At 54.5% G+C, this 23,474-nt stretch carries 19 protein-coding genes; 14 read left to right on the plus strand and 5 right to left on the minus strand.

All coding sequences use genetic code 11. The annotated features are described in order from the left end of the window. The first annotated feature begins 129 nt into the window (after positions 1–129). Positions 130–1,176: an N-acetyl-gamma-glutamyl-phosphate reductase gene (gene argC, locus TMES_RS08735; protein WP_085581565.1), complete on the plus strand. Its 1,047-nt coding sequence runs from the start codon at positions 130–132 to the stop codon at positions 1,174–1,176. Between the two features lie 85 nt (positions 1,177–1,261). Here argC and TMES_RS08740 read toward each other — a convergent pair whose 3' ends face one another. After that, on the minus strand, positions 1,262–2,665 hold the full coding sequence (locus TMES_RS08740; RefSeq protein WP_085581567.1) for an aminotransferase-like domain-containing protein: 1,404 nt from the start codon (positions 2,663–2,665) through the stop codon (positions 1,262–1,264). Between the two features lie 112 nt (positions 2,666–2,777). On the opposite strand from TMES_RS08740, the gene TMES_RS08745 reads away from it, so the two are divergent. The 4 genes from TMES_RS08745 to TMES_RS08760 all read left to right on the plus strand — a co-directional run bounded on the left by TMES_RS08745 (position 2,778) and on the right by TMES_RS08760 (position 6,893). Next, positions 2,778–3,650 carry a DMT family transporter gene (locus TMES_RS08745; protein ID WP_085581569.1) on the plus strand — a complete coding sequence of 291 codons (873 nt, stop codon included), beginning with the start codon at positions 2,778–2,780 and terminating at the stop codon, positions 3,648–3,650. Between the two features lie 112 nt (positions 3,651–3,762). Then, the gene (locus TMES_RS08750; protein WP_085581571.1) at positions 3,763–4,323 is read left to right on the plus strand and encodes a gamma carbonic anhydrase family protein; all 561 of its coding nucleotides are present in this window, start codon (positions 3,763–3,765) and stop codon (positions 4,321–4,323) included. A 191-nt stretch (positions 4,324–4,514) separates the two neighbouring features. Beyond that, positions 4,515–5,417: a DMT family transporter gene (locus TMES_RS08755; RefSeq protein ID WP_085581573.1), complete on the plus strand. Its 903-nt coding sequence runs from the start codon at positions 4,515–4,517 to the stop codon at positions 5,415–5,417. Positions 5,418–5,558: 141 nt separating this feature from the next. After that, entirely contained in the window at positions 5,559–6,893 is a 1,335-nt protein-coding gene (locus TMES_RS08760) for a cytochrome-c peroxidase (RefSeq protein WP_245835270.1), read from the plus strand. A gap of 77 nt (positions 6,894–6,970) precedes the next feature. On the opposite strand, the gene TMES_RS08765 is transcribed toward TMES_RS08760, so the two are convergent. Together TMES_RS08765 and TMES_RS08770 are read right to left on the minus strand one after the other, a co-directional pair. Further along, positions 6,971–7,852 carry an NAD(P)-dependent oxidoreductase gene (locus tag TMES_RS08765; RefSeq protein WP_085581575.1) on the minus strand — a complete coding sequence of 294 codons (882 nt, stop codon included), beginning with the start codon at positions 7,850–7,852 and terminating at the stop codon, positions 6,971–6,973. 150 nt (positions 7,853–8,002) lie between these two features. Continuing rightward, the gene (locus tag TMES_RS08770; protein ID WP_085581577.1) at positions 8,003–9,802 is read right to left on the minus strand and encodes a PHA/PHB synthase family protein; all 1,800 of its coding nucleotides are present in this window, start codon (positions 9,800–9,802) and stop codon (positions 8,003–8,005) included. Between the two features lie 202 nt (positions 9,803–10,004). On the opposite strand from TMES_RS08770, the gene TMES_RS22610 reads away from it, so the two are divergent. The 8 genes from TMES_RS22610 (at position 10,005) to TMES_RS08820 (ending at position 19,430) form a co-directional block, all read left to right on the plus strand. Next, complete coding sequence (locus tag TMES_RS22610; protein WP_245835272.1) at positions 10,005–11,645, plus strand: OmpA family protein; 1,641 nt, start codon at positions 10,005–10,007, stop codon at positions 11,643–11,645. 136 nt (positions 11,646–11,781) lie between these two features. Then, complete coding sequence (locus TMES_RS08790) at positions 11,782–13,023, plus strand: LL-diaminopimelate aminotransferase (RefSeq protein WP_085581585.1); 1,242 nt, start codon at positions 11,782–11,784, stop codon at positions 13,021–13,023. 100 nt (positions 13,024–13,123) lie between these two features. Then, entirely contained in the window at positions 13,124–14,428 is a 1,305-nt protein-coding gene (locus tag TMES_RS08795) for a homoserine dehydrogenase (RefSeq protein ID WP_085581587.1), read from the plus strand. Between the two features lie 143 nt (positions 14,429–14,571). Then, the gene (glpX, locus tag TMES_RS08800; RefSeq protein WP_085581589.1) at positions 14,572–15,531 is read left to right on the plus strand and encodes a class II fructose-bisphosphatase; all 960 of its coding nucleotides are present in this window, start codon (positions 14,572–14,574) and stop codon (positions 15,529–15,531) included. Between the two features lie 208 nt (positions 15,532–15,739). Beyond that, positions 15,740–16,192: a hypothetical protein gene (locus TMES_RS08805; RefSeq protein WP_211275892.1), complete on the plus strand. Its 453-nt coding sequence runs from the start codon at positions 15,740–15,742 to the stop codon at positions 16,190–16,192. A gap of 217 nt (positions 16,193–16,409) precedes the next feature. Further along, on the plus strand, positions 16,410–17,702 hold the full coding sequence (locus TMES_RS08810; protein WP_085581593.1) for an Hsp70 family protein: 1,293 nt from the start codon (positions 16,410–16,412) through the stop codon (positions 17,700–17,702). A 59-nt stretch (positions 17,703–17,761) separates the two neighbouring features. After that, positions 17,762–18,325, plus strand: a complete 564-nt coding sequence (locus TMES_RS08815) for a TetR/AcrR family transcriptional regulator (protein ID WP_085581595.1) — start codon at positions 17,762–17,764, stop codon at positions 18,323–18,325. 52 nt (positions 18,326–18,377) lie between these two features. Beyond that, positions 18,378–19,430 carry an NAD(P)-dependent alcohol dehydrogenase gene (locus TMES_RS08820; RefSeq protein ID WP_085581597.1) on the plus strand — a complete coding sequence of 351 codons (1,053 nt, stop codon included), beginning with the start codon at positions 18,378–18,380 and terminating at the stop codon, positions 19,428–19,430. 70 nt (positions 19,431–19,500) lie between these two features. On the opposite strand, the gene TMES_RS08825 is transcribed toward TMES_RS08820, so the two are convergent. Further along, a complete protein-coding gene (locus tag TMES_RS08825; protein ID WP_085581599.1) occupies positions 19,501–19,818 on the minus strand; it encodes a hypothetical protein in 318 nt (105 codons plus the stop codon). A 517-nt stretch (positions 19,819–20,335) separates the two neighbouring features. Between TMES_RS08825 and recJ the strand changes: the two genes are divergently transcribed. Continuing rightward, entirely contained in the window at positions 20,336–22,135 is a 1,800-nt protein-coding gene (gene recJ / locus TMES_RS08835) for a single-stranded-DNA-specific exonuclease RecJ (protein ID WP_085581603.1), read from the plus strand. A gap of 239 nt (positions 22,136–22,374) precedes the next feature. On the opposite strand, the gene TMES_RS08840 is transcribed toward recJ, so the two are convergent. Further along, a complete protein-coding gene (locus TMES_RS08840) occupies positions 22,375–23,103 on the minus strand; it encodes a hypothetical protein (protein WP_085581605.1) in 729 nt (242 codons plus the stop codon). Between the last annotated feature and the right edge of the window lie 371 nt (positions 23,104–23,474).

Here is a 23,474-nt window from a genome sequence, read left to right on the forward strand (position 1 = left end):
CGTATATGCAGGTGTTGCATGGCGCTGCTGTGCAATCGGGGATCGGAATGTCTTGCATCAGGGGGGCATGTTTGCCAACATCCGCCGGTAATCAAACACAAATATATGCTGTAAGGAGCAAGATTTGAAATGAGCGACGTCAAGGTTAAAGTCGGAATTCTCGGTGCCAGCGGATATACCGGCGCGGAACTGGTTCGCATTCTTGCGCACCATGCCGCTGCCGAAATTGTTCTGTTGACCGCCGACCGACGCGCCGGGCGTCCGTTTGGCGAGGTATTCCCGCATCTCGCCCATTTGAACTTGCCGACCATGATCCGTATTGACGAGGCGGACTGGGATAGTGTTGATTTTATTTTCTGTGCGCTGCCACATGGCACGACCCAGGAAGTGATTGCCGGTTTGCCGGGCCATATCAAGGTTGTCGATCTGTCGGCCGATTTCCGGTTGTTTGACGCCGCGACTTATAAGGAATGGTACGGGGCCGAACATGCGGCCCGGGAATTGCAAAAAGAAGTGGTCTATGGCCTGACCGAGCTGCACCGGGAAAAAGTTGCCAAGGCACGAATTGTTGCAAATCCGGGCTGTTATCCAACCCCGGTGCAGCTAAGCCTGACGCCGCTTTTGGAACAGAAACTGGTTTTGGCACAGGACATTATTGTTGATGCCAAATCCGGGGCCACCGGGGCGGGGCGTTCGCCCAAGGAAGGGCTTTTGTTTGCCGAAGTAACCGAAGGCATTCATGCCTATGGCACCGGCGGGCATCGCCATGCGCCCGAAATTGAACAGGGGCTGGCATGGGCATCAGGCGAGGATGTGGTGATTAACTTTTCCCCGCATCTGATGCCGATGAGCCGCGGCATTCTTGAAAGCATCTATGTGAAAATGGCCGATGGCGTGACGCCAGAGCAAATTCACGAGGTTCTTGCCAAACGCTATGCCGGCGAGCCGTTTGTGCGGGTTCTTCCCTTTGGGGCAACGCCGCAAACCCGCCATGTGCGCGGGTCAAACTATGTGCTGATTGGTGTGGTCAAGGACCGGGTGCCAGGCCGTGTGATTATTGTCGCGGTCGAGGATAATCTGGTGAAGGGCGCATCGGGTCAGGCGGTTCAAAACATGAATGTCATGATGGGCCTGCCCGAAACCATGGGGCTTGAGATCGAGCCACTGTTTCCCTGATCGGCACGTGTTAACCTGAAAAATTAAGGGCGCTTTACCCGGTTCTGGTAACGCGCCTTTTTGTTTGTTTTCAACGGTTTTTCAGCTATTTCTGCAAGGCTGCTTCAGCTTTTAAAAAATCAAGCAACCGGGCGTCTTGTGACTGTGCGACGTTAAAACGCATAAAACTGCCCGCTGTTTTTGACAGGCTGAAAACGTTGCCCGGTGCCAGAATGATGTTTTCGCGCAAGGCCGCATGGGCAAGGGCGGTCGCGTCCATATCATGGGGCAGGCGCGCCCATAAAAACATGCCAGCCGCAGGCGGGGTTATGGGCACAATACCCAGCGGGCTGAATTTTGCGGTAACATCGGTCATGGCGCGCGCCAGCTTTTGGCGCACCTGTTCCATATGTTTGCGATAAGATCCGTCGCGTAAAACCGACAGCACAATTTCCGATGATAAATTGCCGCCGCCAAAACTGGTGGCGATTTTAAGGTCGACCAGTTTGTCGATCCAGTTGACCTGGGTGGCGATATAGCCACAGCGCACCGATGCCGACAGGGTTTTGGAAAAACTGCCGATATGGACAACATTTTCCAGCCCGTCAAATGCGGCCAACCTGGGCGCCGCAGTGGTTTCAAAATCGGCAAAAATGTCGTCTTCAATAATGGTGACGCGATGTTTTTCGCAAATTTTTAAAATCTTGTGCGCCTTGACTGGCGACAGGCTGGCACCGGTGGGGTTATGCAGGCCCGAATTGGTGACATATAACCGTGGCTGATGGCGGGCGATGGTTTCTTCGAACGCATCCATCGCCGGGCCATCGGTTTGATAAGGCACCGCCACAATTGTGGCGCGGTGGGCATGAAGCAAGGCCTGAAAATTGAAATAACACGGGTCATCAACCAAAACGGTATCGCTCGGCTCAATCAGCATGCGGCACAAAAGGTCAATTGCCTGTGTGCCCGATTCCGTTAGCATGATTTGTTCCGGGCGGGCAGGGATGCCATAGTCGCCCATGCGCCTGCCTAACAATTGCCGCAAGGGCAGAGAGCCCAGAGGCGTGCCGTAATCGGTCAGGCGGGTATCGTCACCCCGGGCCAAATGGCGCAAGGCCCGGCGCAGCGCATCGTGCGGCATCCAGTCGGGCGGCAACCAGCCACAGCCGGGTTTTAACACGCTGTCATCGGTGCTAAGCGACTGGCGCGATACCCAGAACGGGTCAATCGCGCGGTCCAGTTTGGGGGCCAGTTGCGCAATCGAAAGCGGTGGCATATGGCCCGCAACAAAAAAGCCCGATCCGCGCCGTGAAACAATGGTGCCTTCGGCTACCAACCGGTCATAGGCATCAACCACGGTGGATTTTGACACCCCGGTTTTTTCTGCACATTGCCGGATAGACGGAAGCCGCGCACCGGGCACCAGACTGCGGCTGGCGATGCGCGTCTGAATATGTTCCATAACCTGACCAACACGCGTGATGCTGGTTTGTTTGGTTAAATGCGGCATCTGTACTTCCCATAACACCAATACAGTTTGGTTAAATTGTACTGGATTATGTCTGGTGTTTCGGCTTGCAGCAAGCGATTGCTAGCGCTTTGTTAAACCGGAGGACACCGTGATGAGCCGCACGACACAGGGCTGGATATTCGGATTTTTGGGGATGCTGGTCTTTAGCGGGTCTTTGCCCGCCACGCGCCTGGCGATGACCGGCTTTGATCCGGTATTTTTAACGGTGGCGCGCGTGGTGCTGGCCGCCGGGGTGGCGCTTTGCCTGTTGTTGGGTACACGGCAATCCCTGCCATCGCGGCGCGATTATGTCTCGTTGTTAATTGTTTCGCTGGGCACGGTGGTGGGTTTTCCGTTGTTAACCGCATTGGCGTTGCAATTTATCACATCGGCGCATTCGCTGGTATTTATTGGCCTGTTGCCCTTATCAACCGCCATTTTCGGGGTGTTGCGCGGCGGCGAGCGTTTACGCCCGGTATTCTGGCTGTTTAGCGGTTTGGGCAGTGCGCTTATTTGTGGCTATGCCTTGCGCAACGGGGTGCAAGGGGCAATTCGGGGCGATCTTTTAATGCTGGCGGCAATTGTGGTATGCGGCCTTGGCTATGCCGAAGGGGCAACCTTGTCGCGCAAGATCGGCGGCTGGCAGGTGATTTGCTGGGCGCTGGTCGTTGCCTTGCCCCTGATGCTGGTCTTGCTGGTTTTCACCATGCCCGATGATTTGCAGAACATTGGCAGGGCGTCGTGGTGGTCGCTGGGTTATGTCGCGGTTTTTAGCAGCCTGATCGGTTTTTTATTGTGGTATCGCGGGCTGGCATTGGGTGGCATTGGCGCCGTCGGGCAATTGCAATTGTTACAGCCGTTTTTTGGCATGGTATTGGCCGCGGCTGTTTTGTCAGAAACCGTGGACCCGGCAATGGTGATGATCACCGTGGCGGTGATTGCCTGTGTTTTTGGCGCCAAGCGGTTTGCAAAACCGGCCCGGTAAGGCTGGTTCACGCGGTTTGGCTGATTTGGTTGTGCTGTGTGTTTCCTTGTCGCGGCGAAGGCGCTAAGCTGCGCCAAATCATTCCCGCAACGAGACAGGGACGACAGATATTATGCCAACAATCCTGAAATACCGCGATGCTGTGCCGCAAATTGATGAAACAACCTTTATCGCGCCTAATGCCACGATCATTGGTGATGTGGAAATTGGCCCGGAAACCGGGATTTGGTTTGGCTGTGTCATTCGGGGTGATGTGCATGAAATTCGCATCGGGGCGCGCACCAATATTCAGGATTTAACCATGGTGCATGTCGCCAAGGGTAAATTTGGCACTTATATCGGCGATGATGTTACCATTGGTCATTCTGCCGTCATTCACGCCTGCACCCTTGAAGACCGCAGTTTTGTGGGCATGGGGGCCACGGTGATGGATGGCTGTGTGATTGAACAGGGTGCCATGCTGGGCGCGGGTGCCTTGTTATCGCCGGGAAAACGCATTCCGGCGGGCGAATTGTGGGCCGGTATTCCGGCGCGCAAGGTGCGTGAACTGACCCAGGAAGAAATCGAATTTTTCAAGGTCTCTGCCGATCGTTATGCCGCGCTGGCAGCGGAATATCGCACCGGTATTGCATCGGGCGACGCGGTTATTTCCCTGCCGGACGCCCCAAGCTGACGCGCCGGTTTTTGCCCCGGTTTCTGATCATTTACCACATCATTGCGATATCTGTTCTTTGGGGCCGGTATCGCAATTTTTATGTGTGAAACAGATTGCTTGAAGCGCGCGAGCCTCTGCGCTAAGAGCTTTTATATATTATACAATTTAAAAATTGCGGCATCAGATCGCGATAGGGATGGACCGAAACCATGACTCGCTGGCAAGCCAATGGCGTTATTCTGTTTGTGGCCCTGATTTGGGGCACAACCTTTGTTGTGCAGCAAACCAGCATGGACAGCATCGGCCCGTTTTATTTTACCGGCGTGCGGTTTTTGCTCGGTACCGTGGCCGTTCTGCCGTTTGCCCTGCGCGAGGTTTCGCGCCTGTATGTGGCGGGATATCGTTTTTCGCGTCGCGATAAACTGGGCTTGCTGGCAACTGGCATTGCCATGTTTCTGGCCTCTATCTTGCAGCAAATCGGCATCATGGATACGTCGGTTACCAATGCCGCGTTTTTAACCGCCTTTTATGTGCCGACCGTGCCCATTCTGGCGTTGCTGGTGTTTCGCATTGTGCCGCATTGGGCGGTTTGGCCCGGCGGGGTTTTGTGCGTTATGGGCACCTATATGCTCAGCGGCGGTGATTTGTCCGGTTTGGGCAGCGGTGATTTCTGGGTGATTGGCAGCGCCTTTTTCTGGGCGTGCCAGGTGGTGCTGGTGGGCATTATGGCAAAGCGCACCCGTGCGCCCCTAACCGTTGCTGCCGTGCAGTTTTTTGTCACCGGTGTTTTGGGCATGGCCATGGGCACCGTTACCGAAGATTTCAGCCTGCAATCGGTTTACGGGGCCGGGTTTGAAATTTTATATGCCGGTATCATGTCGGCCGGGGTGGCCTTTACCTTGCAATGCGTGGCGCAAAATTACACCGAAGCCGCCGATGCCGCGATTATCATGAGTGCCGAGGCCGTTTTTGCCGCCATTGCCGGGGCCATATTTTTGGGCGAGCGCCTGTTGCCAATGGAATATGCCGGATGCGGCCTGATTTTGGCGGCCATTATTGGCGTGCAGCTGATGCCGTTGCTGCGTCGTCGCCGCCGTGTTGCTGCTGTTTAGGGTTTTTGGTCGATGAAAGTCAGGATTAAGGGACGCTTTTTCGCGGTTCAGTCTTGACCTTTGTCAATGAATGGCACAGATAGGGACGGTAGAAAGCAATTCAGAATGATTTGCGGTCACATAGCGCCTGAAAGTCCCATCATGAACAGCTCCCCCGAAAAATACCAACCGTCGCTGCCGGTGCGTCATCGCCCCTGGCAAAACAGGGCGATGAGCTGTGGTGTGGCTCTTGCCGTTTTGGGGATGTTTGCAGGACCCGTGCTGGCCGCTGGCAATGCCGCTGGCGCTGTGACCAACCCGGATCAGGACGCTGCAAACAGGGGTGCCCATGCGCAGGATGGGTCATCAGTCGCGTTCAAGACACTGTCCGATCTGGGCGAGGCGCTTTATTTTGATACCAATCTGTCTAAAAACCGCACCCAGGCCTGTGCCAGTTGCCACGACCCCGATACGGCCTTTCGCGATCCGCGCGACAGCATTGCCAACGGGTCGTTTTCAATGGGCGATGACGGCGCTTCCTTTGGTGATCGCAATGCGCCGATGGCGGCCTATGCCCGCCTGGCCCCCGATTTTCACATTACCAAAGATGGCATCCCGGTGGGTGGGCAGTTTTGGGACGGGCGCGCCAAAGACCTCGCCGCACAGGCCGGTGGACCGCCGTTAAACCCGGTGGAAATGGGCATGGGCGGCGCACATGATGTTGTGTCGCGCCTGAAAGAAGACCAGGATTATGTCACGGCGTTTAAAGCGTTGTTTGACCAAAATATATGGGATGATGACGACGCGGCCTTTAGTGCTATGACGCAGGCGATTGCCGCCTTTGAAAAAACCGGCCAGTTCACCCCGTTTGATTCAAAATATGACCGCTGGCTGCGCGGTGAATATAAAATGAACCCGAACGAGGAACTTGGCCGGGTGCTGTTCTTTTCGCAGCAATTCACCAATTGCAATGAATGCCATCAGTTGAAATCGGCCGGGGCCGAAGGTGAAACCTTCACCAATTATCAGTACCATAATATTGGCGTGCCCCAGAACCGTGCCCAGCGCACAAGCGATGGCAGAAACCCCGATTTTGTCGATAACGGGTTACTTGATAACCCCGAAATTACCGACCCGTCCTTCAAGGGCAAATACAAGGTACCGTCCCTGCGCAATGTCGCGGTAACAGCGCCCTATATGCATAATGGTGTTTTTCACGACCTTAAAACCGTGATCCGCTTTTATAACAAATATAACAGCCGGTCCAAGGCCGCCCAGATTAACAATGAAACCCACAAGCCGTGGGCCGCGCCCGAGGTGCCCGATACCCTGTCGATGACGGAACTTGAAAAGGGTGATGCGCTGGACAGCCGCCGCGAAAACGCCCTTGTTGCGTTTTTAAAAACCCTGACCGACAAACGCTATGAACCGCTTTTGGCGGCGCAGGAACAGGCTGCCAAAGAAGCCAAAGCGGAACAAAAAGCGCAGAAACAATAATTTGACGCACGATTAATCCACCGGCCAAGCTGCGTAAACAGGTGCTGCCTGGCCGGTGATGATTGCAGATGTGCGGGTTAAACCGGTTGTTTGTTCAACGTTTCAATGACAGCACTTTGCGCAAGATCGCCAAAACCAATGGCCGTTGCATGGTTAAACACGGTGCTGGCGGCTTTGCCGACCGGCAAGGACAGTTCAAGTTCGCGGGCCAGTTGCAGGGCATATCCGGCATCCTTTGCCCGCAAGGCAGTGGTAAAGTGAATGCCTTCATGGTGGTTATGCGCCACCATGCCGGGCAGGGCCATGGTGGCGGGGCCGCTGGCAAGTGCGCCATTGGCAAATGTATGGGCCACCTGTTCACTGTCCAGCCCGGCTTTTTGCGCTACGGCCATTAATTCGGCCACAGCGGCAATGTGAACCGCGCCAATCAGGTTATTCATCAGCTTGTAAATGGTTCCGGTTCCGGCAGTGCCGAAATGGATAATTTTGCTGGCCACGGCCTCAAGCACCGGGCGGGCGCGTTCAAGAACGGCCAGATCGGCCCCGATCAGAAAAACCGTTTCGCCGCGGGCTACCTGGTCGGGCACGGCGGTGACCGGCGCATCGATATAGGGAATGTTTTGGGCATCCATAATATCGGCAAGTTCACGCACAAAACCGTGCGACAGGGTCGAGCATTCAATTGCAATTGTTCCCGGTGCGATGGCATCAAGGGCACCATCATCGCCCAGCCATACATGGCGGGAAGCCGTATCGTCGGCCATGAACGATATCACAAACTGGCAATTTTCCACGGCATCGGCAGGGGTGTCACAGGCAATGGCCCCGCGTTCAACCAGCGGTGCCAGCTTTTCGGTGCTGCGATTCCAGACACGGATTGTGTATCCCGTCGATAACAGACAAGTGATCATGGCGCTGGCCATGCGTCCAGCCCCCAAAAAGCCGATTGTGGTGGTCATGCTTGTATCCGTTCGCATTTAAAAACAGGGTCCAGATTACGTGATTAAAGGAAACATCCTCTAAGCGAAAAAAGCGACCGGAATATGGATCCGGTCGCTTTTATTACACCCGTGGGGCCGATTTTTTTGTCAAAACGGGTTGGTTTATGGTTATGGCCGCACTTTCACATATTCGCCCGGTGCCGGGCCGATAACCTTGCGGTCGCCATCGCCCGGTTGGCGGGCATCAACCTCGCCACCGGTGCGGCGGCTGATCCAGTTTTGCCAGTCGGTCCACCATGAACCTTCGTGCTGGGTGGCTTTTTCCAGCCATTGGTCCGGTTCGGCGGGGTTGCGGTTATAGGTCCAGTGGCAATATTTTTTCGAGGCGGGCGGGTTGACCACACCGGCAATATGCCCCGATGCAGACAGCACGAATTTAACCTGCCCCGATAAAAGCTGCGTTCCGGCATAGGTGGCCTTCCACGGTGCGATATGGTCTTCGCGGGTGGACAGGAAATAGGCCGGAATTTTAATATCGCGCAGGTCAATGCGTTCACCCAGAATGCTGATGCCACCTGGCTCGCGCAGAAGGTTTTTCTGGTACATGTTGCGCAGATAAAAACTGTGCATCGCCTTTGGCATCCGGGTCGAATCCGAATTCCAGTACAACAGGTCAAACGGGAACGGGTCTTTGCCCAGCATGTAGTTATTGACCACAAACGACCAGATCAGGTCGTTGGCGCGCAGCATGTTGAACGATGTCGCCATGTCGCGACCTTCGAGAAAACCGTCCTTTGCCATCTTTTGTTCCAGGCTTTCGATCTGTTCTTCGTCAATAAAGACCGAAAGTTCGCCCGGGTTTTCAAAATCTGTCAGGGTGGTCAGAAAGGTTGCCGATTTAATGCGGTCATCGTTCTTTTTGGCCATATAGGCCAGGGTCGATGTCAGCAATGTGCCACCCAGGCAATAGCCAATGGCATTGATGTCGCTTTCGCCGGTGGCTTCCTGAATCATGTCCAGGGCGGTAAGGATGCCTTCCTTGGCGTAATCGGAAAACGATTTTTCCGCCAGTTCGCTATCGGGGTTAACCCAGGACAGGACAAAAACGGTGTGTCCCTGTTCAACCGCCCATTTGATAAACGAATTTCCCGGGCGCAAATCGAGAATGTAATATTTGTTGATCCAGGGCGGAATGATCATTAACGGGCGTTTGGCAACCTTGTCGGTCGACGGGGTATATTGCAGCAATTCCATCAAATCGGTTTTGCCAATGACGGCACCCGGTGTGGTGGCAACATTTTCGCCCACCTTAAAGGCATCAAGGTCGGTCATTTTGATCTGAAGTTTGCCTTTGCCCCGCTCAAGGTCATCGAGCAGGTTTTGCAAACCCTTGACCAGGTTTTCCCCACCCGATTCGAGGGTGGTGCGTAAAACTTCGGGGTTGGTCATTAAAAAATTGGTTGGCGATATGGCATCGACAAACTGGCGGGTATAAAAATCGACCTTCTGGGCGGTTTTGTCATCCAGTCCGTCAACATCATGCACCAGGCTTTGAACCCATTGCGAGGACAGCAAATAAGATTGTTTGATATAATCAAAAACCTCGTTTTCTTCCCAGGCTTCGTCGCGAAAACGACGGTCCCCTTGCATCGGGGCGGCTACCGGCTCGGGGGCCTCGCCCATCATGCGCAGCGTGGTGTTTTGCCACAACTGCATGTAATTTTGCCACAGTTCCATTTGCGCCTCGACCAGTTTGGTCGGGTTTCGCATCATATGGTGGCATAATTCCATGAAGGCAGAGCCGATATTTAACGGGTCAGGGTTGGCGATATTGGGGTCGTCTGCCTGGCGCGACAGAAAATCAGCAACAAGACGCTGGCTCCTTTCCGCGATTTCGGCCATCGTGGCTGAAAGTTCTTCGGGGTCGGGACTTGAATTTTCGGTTTCGCTGGCCTGTTGATCGGTCATGGCGCCTTCCTTTATGATATCGCCCGTCATAATCGGCACGTAGGTTGAAACACTGCTTGATCAAAAGCTTATCATATCCTTAGACTTTCGCAGCCTAACGTGCCACGAGGGCATGATACAAGAAATATAAGATGACGTGTTTGTCGCAGATCATATGTCGATCATATGCACGTGTTTCTTCATTTTGGAGCTAGGAATACCAATGGGTGTCACGAAACCGACTTTGCGCGCCAGGCATAAACAGCCGGGCTTGCGCGGTCTTCTTCAAACAGGGTCAGCATTGGCCGTGATCTTGATGTTGGGGGCCTGTTCGTCGGTGCCTGATGCCATTAATCCGGTTGAATGGGGCAAAAGCATTGGCGATGTCTTTACCGGCGACGACGGCCCGCAAAAATCGGAACAGCCGATTCCCGGTCAGGAAAACGACTATCCCCGCCTTGCCGATACCCCGAGCCGCCCGGTCGTGACCGGCGATACCGAGCGCGACACCCTGATCGCAGGACTTGCTGCTGACCGGGCCAATGCCAAATACACGGCGACCAGAGCAACCAGTGCGACCCCTGGTGCAACAGGCCAGGTTGGCCATGTTGCCGTTAACCCGATTGCGCCGCAGGGTAGCCCGGCCACGAATGCCGCCGTTCCCGCAACACCGGCCCCGTCAAACAGTACCCCCGCGCAGGCCATGGCGCCAGCCGCACCGGCAAAGCAAAATGCAGCCCCGGCAAAAATGCCCGAACCTGCCGCTGCCATCCCCGAACCTGCACCGGCAGATTTAAAGGCAACACCGATCGCGGATGCCGATAAATCATCCAGCGGGTCGCAGATCGTGGATCAATGGAACGCCAAGGCGGCCAGTAACCCGTTGCCTGTGCCCAAGGCCGCCAAATTGCCCGATGCCCCCACGCTGACAGCCGATGATGCCGGGTCTTCTGAACCCGTTACGCCTGCCACCAGGGCACGGGCCGAAGCGAAAGCCGCCGCTGCGGCGCAAACGCAGGGCAAGGCCGCGATTAACGGCGCACCGCCGGTCCCCGCCGCGCCGAAACTGGCGCCCAAAAAACTTGATGCGGCACCGCCTGTTCCAAAGGCAGGCAGTGCGTCGGCACCAGATTCTGCATCAGCTCCGGCATCGTCTTCTGAAACGGCCGCTTCATCGAAACCGGTGCAGCCTGCGCCGGTCGCACCGGATGCCGACCCGGTGATGACCCAGTATCAACGCCGCCTGGCCGAAGGGCAGGGCCAGTTTGACAAGGAACCGATGCCGTCTGGCAGCAGCAGCGGCACGGGCGGAGATTTTGATTATTCGATGTATACCGACAACGGGTCGGTCAAGGTCGATGAAAGCCAGCTTGGCAATGACGTGCCGCCAGCACCCGTGATTGGCGATATTGGCAGCAATGACGGGCCGATTGGCGAAACCCCCGATGAATTGCTGGCATCCCGTCTGGGGGTAAAGGCTGTCACCCGGTTGCCCGATGGCACGGACAAGTCGCAGGTTGCACAAATTCAGTTTGCCTATGGTTCGGCCAAACTGGCCAGCACCGATGTGGCGGTTTTGCGCAAGGTGGCCATCGCCTGGAAAAAACACAATACCGCCAGCCTGAAGGTGATTGGCCACGCATCGGCGCGGACTGAAAACATGTCGATCGAGGAACACGAAAAAACCAATCGCATGATTTCAGAACGTCGTTCGTCGGCCGTGATCAACCAGTTGCTGGCCCTAGGCGTTAACCCTGACGCCATTTATGTTTCGGCCGAAGGTGCGTCTGATCCCCGCTATTTTGAAGGGGTTCCGGCCGGTGAGGCCGGAAACCGTCGCGTCGAAATCTTTATGGATTATTGAGCGTAAAAAAGGTACATCCTTCGAATTGTACGGCGCGCCACCAGGATAAAGCCGGGTGGCGCGCAATTTTTTTCAATAAGAGGTCGCTATTTTCGCATAAAGTTGCGTGAGGCGAGTTTGACAAGGATACAGGATAATGTCCTCTGAATTTCACCGTGTAAAACGTCTTCCCCCTTATGTCTTCGCAGAAGTCAATGCGATGAAGGCGGCGGCACGGCGAGCGGGTGAGGACATTATCGATTTCGGCATGGGCAACCCGGACCCGGCCACACCACAACACATCGTCGACAAGCTGGTGGAAACGGTGCGCAACCCGCGCACCCATGGTTATTCGATGTCGCGCGGGATCCCCGGTTTGCGCAAGGCGCTGGCGGCTTATTATGATCGCCGTTTTGGTGTTGATATTGACCCCGAAACCGAAACCGTTGTTACCATCGGCTCCAAGGAAGGCCTTGCCAACCTGGCCGCTGCCATCACCAGCCCCGGCGACATTATTCTGGTACCCAACCCCAGTTATCCGATCCATGCGTTTGGCTTTATCATTGCCGGTGCGGCCCTGCGCCATATTCCAATCGGGCATGATGACCAGGGCACGTTTAATGCCGAAAGTTTTATGGAACAGTTGCACCGCGCGGTGAAACATTCCGTGCCCAAGCCCAGTGCTGTGGTGCTGAACTTCCCGGCCAATCCGACGGCATTAACGGTTGATCTGAATTTCTATAAAGAAGTGGTCGATTTTTGCTGCGAGCATGAAATCTACATTCTGTCGGATATCGCCTATTCGGAGATTTATTTTGATGGCAACCCGCCGCCCTCGATCCTGCAAATTCCGCGGGCCAAGGAAATTGCGGTGGAATTTTATTCGCTGTCGAAAACCTATTCGATGGCGGGCTGGCGGATCGGCTTTGCCACGGGCAACAAAAAGCTGATCAACGCCCTGACGCGGATTAAATCCTATCTGGATTACGGCGCGTTTACGCCCATTCAGGTGGCGGCAACGGCGGCATTGAACGGCCCGCAAGATTGCATCGACGAATTTCGCACCCTGTACCGCGATCGCCGCGATATTTTCATCGAGGGCATGCAGTCGGCTGGCTGGAATATTCCCTCGCCAGCAGCGACCATGTTTGCCTGGGCACCCATCCCCGAGCCGTTTGCCGAACTTGGTTCGCTGGAGTTTTCCAAGCTTCTATTGCAAGAAGCAGGTGTTGCCGTGGCGCCGGGCCTTGGCTTTGGTGAATATGGTGATCGCCATGTGCGTATTGCGCTGGTGGAAAACAAACATCGCATTCGTCAGGCCAATCGCAATATCAAACAGTTCTTTCAAAAATGCCCCGATGCAAATTCTGCACGGGAACTGTTGAAGAAAACCGTCTAATATTCGATAACTCACAATAGACAGGGTCCGGGGCGCATATTTTGCGCCCCGGAATTTGTGCGCTAGTGGGTAAAATATGCTGCAATGATAAGGAGTTCTCGTGCAAAACGTCGTAAAGATCGGTGTGGCAGGCCTGGGTACGGTCGGTGCCGGAACCGTTAAACTGCTGAGCGAACACAGGGACAATCTGGCGGACCGTTCCGGTATCCCGATGATTGTTACAGCAGTATCGGCGCGCGATCGAACTCGGGACCGTGGATTTTCGACCGACGGTCTGACCTGGTATGAAGACGCCCGTGAAATGGTGCTCGACCAAAATGTTGATGTGGTTGTCGAAACCATCGGCGGTTCGGACGGGATTGCCTATGACGTTTGCAAGGCCGCACTGGAAGCGGGCAAGCATGTGGTTACGGCTAACAAGGCGCTGATTGCATTGCACGGGGTTGAACTGGCGCGCATTGCCGATGCCAATAATGTGACCATTGCTTATGAAGCAGCAGTTGCTGGCGGTATTCCGATCATCAAGGCCTTGCGTGAAGGTTTGTCAGGTAATGTTGTCTCGCGGGTGACGGGCATTTTGAACGGAACCTGTAATTATATTTTGACCACCATGCGCGAGCAGGGCCGCGATTTTGCCGATGTTCTGGCCGAAGCCCAGAAACTTGGCTATGCCGAAGCTGATCCCAGCTTTGATGTTGATGGTATTGACGCCGCGCACAAGCTTGCGATCCTGACCAGTCTGGCGTTTGGTGTGGAAGTCGATTTTGACGCGATTGCGATTGAAGGCATTCGTTGTGTTTCCGCCCTTGATATCCAGATGGCCGAAGAACTTGGGTATCGTATCAAGTTGCTGGGCATTGCCAAGCAAACCGCAGAAGGCATCGAACAGCGCGTTTCGCCGGTACTGGTGGACCGCAATACCCAGATTTCAAAGGTCGAAGGTGTTTTTAACGCCGTTGCGCTGGAAGGCGATTATGTCGGCCCGGTCATTCTGCAGGGACGCGGGGCAGGCGAACGGCCCACCGCATCGGCGGTGGTTGCTGATCTTGTCGATATTGCCGCGGGTCGTAAAACGCCAGTCTTTGGTGTGCGGGCAAATCGTTTGAAAAAGAATGTGCGTGCGCCGCTCGAAAAGCATGTCGGTCCTTATTACCTGCGACTGATGGTCTGGGATCGCCCCGGCGTTATGGCCGAGGTTACCGCAGCCCTTGCCAGAAACGGTGTTTCAATGGCGTCCATGATCCAGCAGGGCCGGGCTGAAACCGAAGGGGGTGTTGTGCCGGTGGTTTTCATCACCCATGAAACCAATGAAGGTGCCATGCACGAGGCGCTTGCGACGATCGCGGCCTTTGAAAGTAACTCGCAGCCGCCGGTTTTGATGCGTATTGAAAACTTCACATCGTAACAAAACAAAAAAAAGACATATGCGCCCCGCAGGTTTACACCAGCGGGGCGTAATAACTTTGGGATAACCAAAGAAAATTCGCCTACCGGGAAAAATGAGACGGGGCCCCCCAGACCCCGCACCAACAGACAAGGACGGAAGATATGGATCGAAATCTTGCGCTTGAAACAGTACGCGTCACCGAAGCAGCCGCACTGGCATGTTCCGGGTTGATGGGACGCGGCGACGAAAAGGCCGCCGACCAGGCCGCTGTCGATGCCATGCGCAATGCGCTTAACAGCCTCGACATTCGCGGAACTGTTGTGATCGGCGAAGGCGAGCGTGACGAAGCGCCGATGCTTTTTATTGGCGAAGAAGTCGGCAGTGGCAAAGGCCCTGAAATCGACATCGCGCTGGATCCCCTTGAAGGAACCACCATTTGCGCCACCGGTGGGCCGAACTCGCTGGCAGTTGTGGCAATGGCGGAAAAGGGCGGGTTTTTGAACGCGCCTGATACCTATATGCAAAAAATTGCCGTTGGCGGTGGTTTGCCAACCGATGTGATCGATCTTGATGTCACGCCCGGTGAAAACCTTAAAAGCCTGGCTTCTGCCAAAAGCTGCGATGTTTCGGACCTGGTGGCCTGCATTTTGAACCGTCCGCGCCATGAAGAACTGATTGCGAAAACCCGCGAAGCGGGCGCGCGTATCATGTTGATTGATGATGGTGATGTGGCAGGTGTGATTGCAACGTCGCAAAAAACCTCGGGTATCGATATTTATATGGGCACCGGTGGCGCGCCTGAAGGTGTGCTGGCAGCGGCGGCTTTGCGCTGCATCGGTGGCCAGTTTCAGGCCCGTTTGGTGTTTCGTAACGACGATGAAGTTGCCCGTGCCCGCAAATGGGGCATCGAGGATCTGAACCGTAAATACGGCCTGACCGACCTTGCCCGTGGCAATGTTATGTTTGCCGCAACCGGTGTGACCGATGGTGCCATGTTGCGCGGCGTTCGCCGGTTTGCCCATGGCGCGGAAACGGAATCAATCGTGATGCGCAGCCAAAGCGGCACGGTGCGCTATATTCGCGCCGTCCACGATTTCAGCCGCAAGGTCTGGTATAAATAAGCACAGCGGACCCTTTCGTCGGCGATGTGATGGGGTGCTTTTGCACCCCATTTGCATGTCAGCACCCTGTAGTGCGTTACAAGGGATGTGCTTCGAATTTTGTCGCAAACTTGTCGGTAGATAAAACGATATTTGGAACCTTTCCATGGCTGGGGGCGTTTTACTTGCAACACCCCGTTCACAAATTTACATTTGGGAAATTCAGGCCATGGACGCAAATAATGGTTCCATATCCGCCCACAAGGGCGGCATCGGTTACTGGGCGGTCATTGCACTGGCTGTTGTTATTTTATGTGTTGGCATGCCGATTTTTGCCGGAGGCGTCTGGCTGGTCATGCTGGGCGGGTCGGTGTTTTATGCCGCAGCCGGGGCAGGCCTGTTTCTGGCCGGGTTTTTCATGATCCGGATGTCGATGGCGGGTTTCTGGTTTTACCTGCTGACATTTATCGGCACCGCCGCGTGGACATTTGATGATGTCGGCGCGCACGGCGAGGCGCTTTTCCAGCGTTTGGTGGTGCCAATGGTTATTTTGTTGCTGGTGCTGCTGGCTGTGCCGTGTTTGCGCCGCCGCGGTGTCGCCATCGCCCGCAAACGGGCATTAGACGCGGGCATTGGTGCTGTTTCGCATGGCGCATTTTCCTCGCGCGAACGGAACGCGTAATCGCCCGGCCGGCCCGTGATGTGAATGCCAATGCCAATGCCAAAGTCGCGGCAAAACACGGGTCCAGATTGTCGATAACCAAACTGTTTTCCGTTGCAAACCGCAGCCCGCCAAATGCCGGGGCTGCGGTTTTTGGTTGCAGTCCTGTGATAGCTGGGGTACATCCTTCGCCCCCTTGCCGGAGCAGGGATTAAAGCAGTTTGGAAAGGTTGCACGTATGTCCGAAATAATTGCACTGGATTTTGGCACCACCAATTCTGTTCTGGCGGTGGCCGATCAGGCCGGCAACGTTAAATCTGCCAGCTTTGAAGTTGGGACAAACAGTTTTGATACCTATCGCACCATTTTGTATCTGTGGCAGGAACAAGATATCAAGGTTGCGGGCTCGGTTCCGCAATTACGCAGCTGTTCTGGCCCGTTCGCCATTGATGAATATCAACGCGAAAGTCAGGATTGCCGCCTGATCCAGTCGATCAAATCCTATCTTGCGGCCAAGGATTTTGAAGGCACCGATATTTTCGGCGAGTCCTTCTCGCTTGAAGACCTGATCGCGATGTTTCTTAACCAAATTCACTATCACGCTGAAAACCAGCTGGGCCATTTGGGCCGCCGGGTGATTTCAGGCCGACCGGTGGCCTTCGCCGGTAGCCGCCCCGATAACGCCTTTGCCGAGGCGCGCTTGCGCGCCTCTTACGAACAGGCAGGCTTTGAAGTCGAGGCGATGGTCTATGAACCGTTGGCGGCATCGTATTATTATGGCCGCACGCTCGATCGCCCGGAAACGGTTCTGGTTGCCGACTTTGGCGGTGGTACCAGCGACTTTTCGGTGATCCGGTTTGAACCGGGCAAGGGCATTGCCGGGGTTAAGGCGCTGGCCCATACCGGCCTTGGTATTGCGGGCGACAGTTTTGATTATCGCATCATTCAAAATGCGGTTTGGCCGCGGCTTGGATTTGGCTCCAATTATCGGGCAATGGGCGGCACGTTGCCTGTCCCGCGCCAGTATTACACGGCTTTTGCCCGCTGGCATTACCTGTCGATGATGCGCAACCAGCGCACCATGGCCGATCTGCAGGCAATTATCCGCACCGCCGAAAGTGCCGATGATATCGCCGATCTGGTGACTATCATCGAAGATGAACTGGGCTTTTTCCTGTATCAGTCGGTATCAAAAGTAAAAGCCGAACTGTCGTCAAATGACCATGCCCGATTGCAGTTCAAACATGGCGGTGTCGAGATCGACGAAAAACTGTCCCGCGCCGATTTTGAAAGCTGGATCAGCCCCGATATTACCGATATCGAAAAATCAGCCAAGCTGTGCCTGGATCAGGCTGGGCTGAAGGCTGGCGATATTTCCAAGGTCTTTATGACCGGTGGCACGTCTTATGTGCCGGCCGTGCGGCGCTTGTTTGAAGACGGTTTTGGCAAAGATCGCGTTGAAATTGGCCAGCCTTTCCTCTCGGTTGCACATGGGCTGGCGATGATTGCCGCGGACGAACATATCGTTTGATATTAACATGCCCAATGCGCCTGATTGACTGATCAGTCATTTTTTGGTAGGTTCGCGGCATGAAAGACAAGCAGACACATCTGATTGAGACGGCAATTAATCTTTTTGCCCGCGATGGCGTGTCGGTTTCCACTGCAAAAATAGCAGCCGAGGCCGGTGTGTCTAACGGGACACTGTTTAACTATTTTCCCACCAAACAACAGCTGATCGACAGTGTTTATCTGTCGATCAAGGAAGATATTGCCAAAAATGTGCTGCCCAGTCTAGGTCGGGAGATGTCGGTAAAAGAAGTGATGTTCGGGATCTGGCGGGGCTATATCCAATGGGCCATCGCCAATCCGTTGCGGCACGAAGTTTCCATTTTGCTTAAGGCTGCCATGGTTTTAAGTGCTTTGGCACTGGAACGGGCAGATGCAATATTCGAGCTGAAAATGGAAAAACTGCGCGAAGGCGTTGACCGGCACGAACTGGTTGATTTGCCGGTGGATTATATTTGTGAATTATCGACAGCACAACTTTCGGTGGCGGTTATGTATTTACGCCATCGTCAACTTGACTCTGTTGAAGCCAGCAAACATATCCATCGTAGTTTTGATGTTTTCTGGGATGGCATCAGCGTGTGAATTTTTACCGATGAATTGACTGACTGATCACTCTATAAACGGAGAGAGAAAAATGCAAGTTGCAGCTTATGGTGCAAAATCGGCGACCTCGGATATTGAACCCCTGACAATTGAACGTCGCCAGACCGGCGCGCATGATATTGCCATCGACATTGATTTTTGCGGTGTTTGCCATTCGGACCTGCATATGGCCCGCAATGACTGGGGTGTTGCGATGTATCCGGTGGTGCCGGGTCATGAAATTGTTGGTCGCGTGACCGATGTTGGTGCCCATGTCAAAGGGTTCAAACCTGGCGATCTGGTTGGCGTTGGCTGCATGGTCGATAGCTGCCAGTCGTGCCCGTCCTGTGATGAAGGGCTGGAGCAATATTGCGAAAACGGCATGGTCGGCACCTATAACGGTGATGACAAGGTGCTGGGCGGCCACACCTATGGCGGTTATTCCGGCAAGGTGGTGGTGAACGAAAAATTCGTGCTGCGCGTGTCGGACAAACTTGAAACCAAAGCGGTTGCACCGCTTTTGTGTGCCGGTATCACCACCTGGTCGCCTTTGCGCCACTGGAATGTGAAAAAGGGCGACAAGGTTGGCGTTGTTGGCCTGGGTGGTTTGGGCCATATGGGCGTTAAATTTGCCGCTGCCCTGGGGGCGCATGTTGTCATGATCACGACATCGGCCGCCAAAGGCGAAGATGCCAAACGCCTGGGCGCGCACGAAGTGCTGGTATCAAAAGATGCCGATGCAATGGCGGCCCATACTGGCAGCTTTGATTTCCTGCTCAATACCATCCCGGTCAAGCATGACCTTAATCCCTATATCGCCTTGCTTAAACGCGATGCGACGATGGTAATTGTCGGTGCGGTGGAGCCTTTGGAAGGTTTTCACGGCGCGGGCCTGATCATGGGCCGCAAACGCATTGCCGGTTCGTTGATTGGCGGCATTGCCGAAACCCAGGAAATGCTGGATTTCTGTGCCGAACATGGCATTACGTCTGATGTTGAAATGATCAATATCGACACCATTAACAATGCCTATGAACGCATGCAGAAGTCCGACGTGAAATATCGCTTTGTTATCGATATGAAGTCGCTGAAAGCTGCCGCCTGATTTTTGATCGGGTAAAACAGTAAAAACGAAAGGCCCGTCAGCTTAATGCCTGGCGGGCCTTTTCGTATGTTCAGGTAACGCAGGCAAAATTGCCGTTGCATTTGACCTGTAGCAGGGCGGCACAAAGCACGACAAACCCGGCGCCAAAACACGGCATTAAAAAAAACCAGGCAGACCATTCCCACCGGCGCAGCATCCAGGGAAACAGGGCACCTGAAAACGACATCAAGGGAAACAGCAGCACGCTGCCAAACAGCAAGTGCAAATAGATATTGTTTTCCGACCCGGGAGAATCAAACATCATGGGTGAAAACAAGACAAAGGGCAGGGAAAATATCCCCCCCAGAATACAAATCGCGCTCAGACCGCGACGTGCGGACTTTTTCATTTTACAGGCCTCGTGATCCCGTGTTGATTTAGACGACATTTCGCCGTCTATGGCTTTGCGCCATCTTTTGGTATGAAATTGAATTTCTCACAGTGCCGTCAAGGCCACAAGTCGCAACTGCGATGAGTATGAGTAAAAGTTATCAAAAATTCGAAAATTCAGTGTTATTTCAAGAAATGCCAGCCAAAAGTATTGTCTTTACTATACGGTAAACGCGTATGGCAGACTTGGCGGGACTGTGTTTTTGCCATGACAACTTGTCTGGTTTCCAAAAATATCAAAATTTTCCAGATTTTTTAAATGTAGAAATGTTTATATATTTGGGAAAAATCAATAACCGGCATGATTGTGGTTTCTTTTTTCGAACTTTCCACGGGGTTTTCAGCGGTTGCTGATGCCCAATATTGTTGCCACCATCAGGGGTTGGGGGAAATTTATCGGGCCTCGGGCAATTTTGGCGCGACGTCCATGATTTCGGGGTTTGAGGTCGGGCGCGTTTGCGTTATCCAATGGCATCATGACACAGCAACCCAGTGAAATTACGTTTTTAGGGATCGAACATTCGGTCACGGGAAAATGGTGGCGCCAGCGCCAGGTCGATGATCGCCTTGCGGTTACCCTGTCGCAACGCTTTGGCGTACCCGAAATTGTCGGGCGGGTTATGGCCGCGCGGGGCATCGGGCTGGACGATGCCGAAACGTTTTTAACCCCGACCCTGCGTGACCTGATGCCCGACCCGTCGCGGCTGCGCGACATGGACAAAGCTGTGACGCGTATTGCCCATGCCGTGACGCAGGGCGAAAAAATTGCCCTGTTTGGCGATTATGACGTTGACGGGGCCACCAGCACCGCCTTGCTGGTGCGGGTGTTTCGGGCGCTGGGGCTGGATGTTGTTGTGCATATCCCCGACCGTTTGACCGAAGGTTATGGCCCGAATGCCCCGGCCTTGCTGGATTTAAAACGTCGCGGTGCGGATTTGATCCTGACGGTGGATTGCGGTGTTACAGCCTATGCCCCGCTGGAAGCCGCCGCCGAGGCCGGGATTGAGGTGATTGTGGTGGACCATCACGCCGCCGAACCTGAACTGCCCCGTGCCCTTGCGGTGGTAAACCCGAACCGGATTGATGATGACAGCGGCATGGGCGATTTATGTGCCGTCGGGGTGGCGTTTTTGCTGTCGGTGGCCTTGTGTCGCAATTTGCGCCAAAGCGGCTATTTTCAGCAAAAAGGCATTCGCCCGCCCGATTTGCGCACCTGGCTGGATCTGGTCGCGCTGGGGACTGTGTGCGATGTGGTGCCATTGCGCGGCCTGAACCGCGCCTTTGTGACCCAGGGCCTTAAAATTATGCGCCATCGTGGCAATTGCGGCATGTCGGCCCTTGCCGATGTGGGCGGGGTCAATGAACTGCCCAGTGCATATCATTTGGGGTTTGTTTTGGGGCCGCGCGTGAATGCCGGTGGCCGTGTGGGCGAGGCGGGCCTGGGCACGGTTTTGTTATCGGGCGATGACGCCGAAGCGGCGCGTAAAATTGCCGTCCGGCTGGACGAATATAACCGTGAACGCAAAACGATTGAGGATTACGTCCTTGATCAGGCCATTCGGGCGGTCGAGGACAAAACCAAAATTGGGGCGATGGTTCTGGTTGGTGGCGATGACTGGCACCCCGGTGTGATTGGCATTGTGGCCAGCCGCTTAAAAGACCGCTATCACGTTCCGGCCCTGGTGATGGGCAAGGTCGATGGTGTTTATAAGGGGTCTGCGCGCTCGGTACGTGGCATTGACCTTGGGGCGGCCATTATTGCGGCGCGGCAAAGCGGGCTTCTGGTCAATGGCGGGGGCCACGGCATGGCGGCGGGCTTTACCCTTGATCCTGAAAAACGTGCCGAGTTCGAGGATTTCCTTGAACAGCGCTTTGCCCGCCTGATTGAGGAAAACAACATTCGCCCGACCATGACGGTCGATGGTGCCATGCACGCCATGGGGGCGACAGTTGATTTGATAGATGCCCTGGAAAAAATGGGCCCGTTCGGCGCCGGAAATGCCGAGCCGCGATTTGTCTTTACCGATTGCCGCGTGATCAAGGCCGACGTCGTCGGCGCCGATCATGTGCGTTGCATTCTAACCGGCAGTAATGGCAAGGGCCGGGTAAAGGCGATTGCCTTTCGCTGCCTCGATAATGATATGGGGCAGACATTGCTGCGCCATGGCGGGCGACCGTTACATGTTCTGGGGCATTTGCGCCGTGATACCTGGCAAGGGCGCGAAGGCGTACAGTTAATGATCGACGATGTTGCCGCCCCGCTGGGCAGTTCCTGACCCTTGGCCGGCGCAAGATGCCGTTGTGAGCCGGTGCTGGCGATATAAAGCGCAGAACAGGCGGGGTTGCCAAAACACAGACGCGAAATATTGGTTAAACCGCCGAAATGGCGAAATACTGATATGCTAAAACATTGCGGCGGGTTTTGCAGGTGGTGGTTTTGTGCCGGGCACAACGTTTTAGACGTGTTGCTATCTGGCGATAGCAGGGCAGGTGGCAGTGCCGGGTCGTCTGTTGGCTAACCGGAATCTTTCGGGTCGCGGCGATTATTGATGGAATGACGGCGGATAATGGCCGAAACAATCTGCGCTATCATCATGCCGGTATCAGCCTGGCTTAATTCGTCGCCCAGCAAGGTGATGATTTCATCGTAAGCGGCAAGAATGTCGCGTGTGATGCGCGGGGCATCGTTAATTCCCTCGGCCGTTAAAAAGCCGGTCACAATTGCAAAAAGCAACCCGTGGTCGTTATAAAATATCCCTGACTTTTCGATGCCCGGTGGTTTTGGCGTGTGTGGTGCCGACGTCCCGTCGGCAGATGATTTGGTGCTTTGGCGCGGCGCGCTCTGGGCGCTGCGGGCCGCAAGGTTGGGGCCGACAATTTCCGATAAGGCCATATGTTGAACATGGCTTTCACTGCTGCTGGCGGGGTGGCGCGCCCGTTTGTCCGGGGCTGTTGCGGTTTGGGGCGGGCGCGCAGGTTCAGCGGCCGGCGGGTCAATATGAACCGGACCTCGTCCGGTCACAATCCATTCCAGCCGGACAGCTTGCGCCGAGGCAAGGCGTGCCACGCCCACAAAGCGGGGCTCGGATTGGGCCTGGCACCAGCGATTAAGTTGTTCAGGAATGACACCGGCCACTTCAGCAGCATCTTTTTTGCGGTCAAACATATCAACTACATGGCGAATGCGTTCGCCAAGGGCAGGGTCCAGAACCGGTAAAGCAGCTGCATGGTTATTTTTCGTCATCAGCGCCGTCCTGAATCGTTATAGATGTCACCGGCGAGCTATGCAGAATTCTCGTAAGGCGCGAAAAAGATGCCCAGCGAAATTTTTTGGTTGAATGTCGAATTTTTTCGTTATAAGTCTTTTTCATGCTCAACTATTGCTGACATTTTTTCGAGTTAAAGGCCGGTATAGTGGGCGATGGGGTTAGTAAAACACTAGTATAGTGGGGGCGGTCGAAATTAAGCCCGAAAAGCAGCGCTGACAAAATACAGGATCACATTACCCTGTACTTTACCTGCTGTTGGGAATTGATGTTGTCGTAATTGCAAGGCGAATTTGTTGATTACAAACTTGTCCTTTTGTTTCCATGACAGCAGACCAATTACAGTAAA

The sequence above is a fragment of the Thalassospira mesophila genome (assembly GCF_002115755.1).
Taxonomy (GTDB): Bacteria; Pseudomonadota; Alphaproteobacteria; order Rhodospirillales; family Thalassospiraceae; genus Thalassospira; species Thalassospira mesophila.

Coding starts and splice junctions, on each gene's coding strand:
- TMES_RS08790 (WP_085581585.1), top strand. CDS start 11,782: ATGTCCTCTGAATTTCACCGTGTAAAACGTCTTCCCCCTTATGTCTTC.
- TMES_RS08805 (WP_211275892.1), top strand. CDS start 15,740: ATGGACGCAAATAATGGTTCCATATCCGCCCACAAGGGCGGCATCGGT.
- glpX (WP_085581589.1), top strand. CDS start 14,572: ATGGATCGAAATCTTGCGCTTGAAACAGTACGCGTCACCGAAGCAGCC.
- TMES_RS08755 (WP_085581573.1), top strand. CDS start 4,515: ATGACTCGCTGGCAAGCCAATGGCGTTATTCTGTTTGTGGCCCTGATT.
- TMES_RS08750 (WP_085581571.1), top strand. CDS start 3,763: ATGCCAACAATCCTGAAATACCGCGATGCTGTGCCGCAAATTGATGAA.
- TMES_RS08745 (WP_085581569.1), top strand. CDS start 2,778: ATGAGCCGCACGACACAGGGCTGGATATTCGGATTTTTGGGGATGCTG.
- TMES_RS08740 (WP_085581567.1), bottom strand. CDS start 2,665: ATGCCGCATTTAACCAAACAAACCAGCATCACGCGTGTTGGTCAGGTT.
- TMES_RS08825 (WP_085581599.1), bottom strand. CDS start 19,818: ATGAAAAAGTCCGCACGTCGCGGTCTGAGCGCGATTTGTATTCTGGGG.
- argC (WP_085581565.1), top strand. CDS start 130: ATGAGCGACGTCAAGGTTAAAGTCGGAATTCTCGGTGCCAGCGGATAT.
- TMES_RS08765 (WP_085581575.1), bottom strand. CDS start 7,852: ATGACCACCACAATCGGCTTTTTGGGGGCTGGACGCATGGCCAGCGCC.
- recJ (WP_085581603.1), top strand. CDS start 20,336: ATGACACAGCAACCCAGTGAAATTACGTTTTTAGGGATCGAACATTCG.
- TMES_RS08810 (WP_085581593.1), top strand. CDS start 16,410: ATGTCCGAAATAATTGCACTGGATTTTGGCACCACCAATTCTGTTCTG.
- TMES_RS08760 (WP_245835270.1), top strand. CDS start 5,559: ATGAACAGCTCCCCCGAAAAATACCAACCGTCGCTGCCGGTGCGTCAT.
- TMES_RS22610 (WP_245835272.1), top strand. CDS start 10,005: ATGGGTGTCACGAAACCGACTTTGCGCGCCAGGCATAAACAGCCGGGC.
- TMES_RS08840 (WP_085581605.1), bottom strand. CDS start 23,103: ATGACGAAAAATAACCATGCAGCTGCTTTACCGGTTCTGGACCCTGCC.
- TMES_RS08770 (WP_085581577.1), bottom strand. CDS start 9,802: ATGACCGATCAACAGGCCAGCGAAACCGAAAATTCAAGTCCCGACCCC.
- TMES_RS08820 (WP_085581597.1), top strand. CDS start 18,378: ATGCAAGTTGCAGCTTATGGTGCAAAATCGGCGACCTCGGATATTGAA.
- TMES_RS08815 (WP_085581595.1), top strand. CDS start 17,762: ATGAAAGACAAGCAGACACATCTGATTGAGACGGCAATTAATCTTTTT.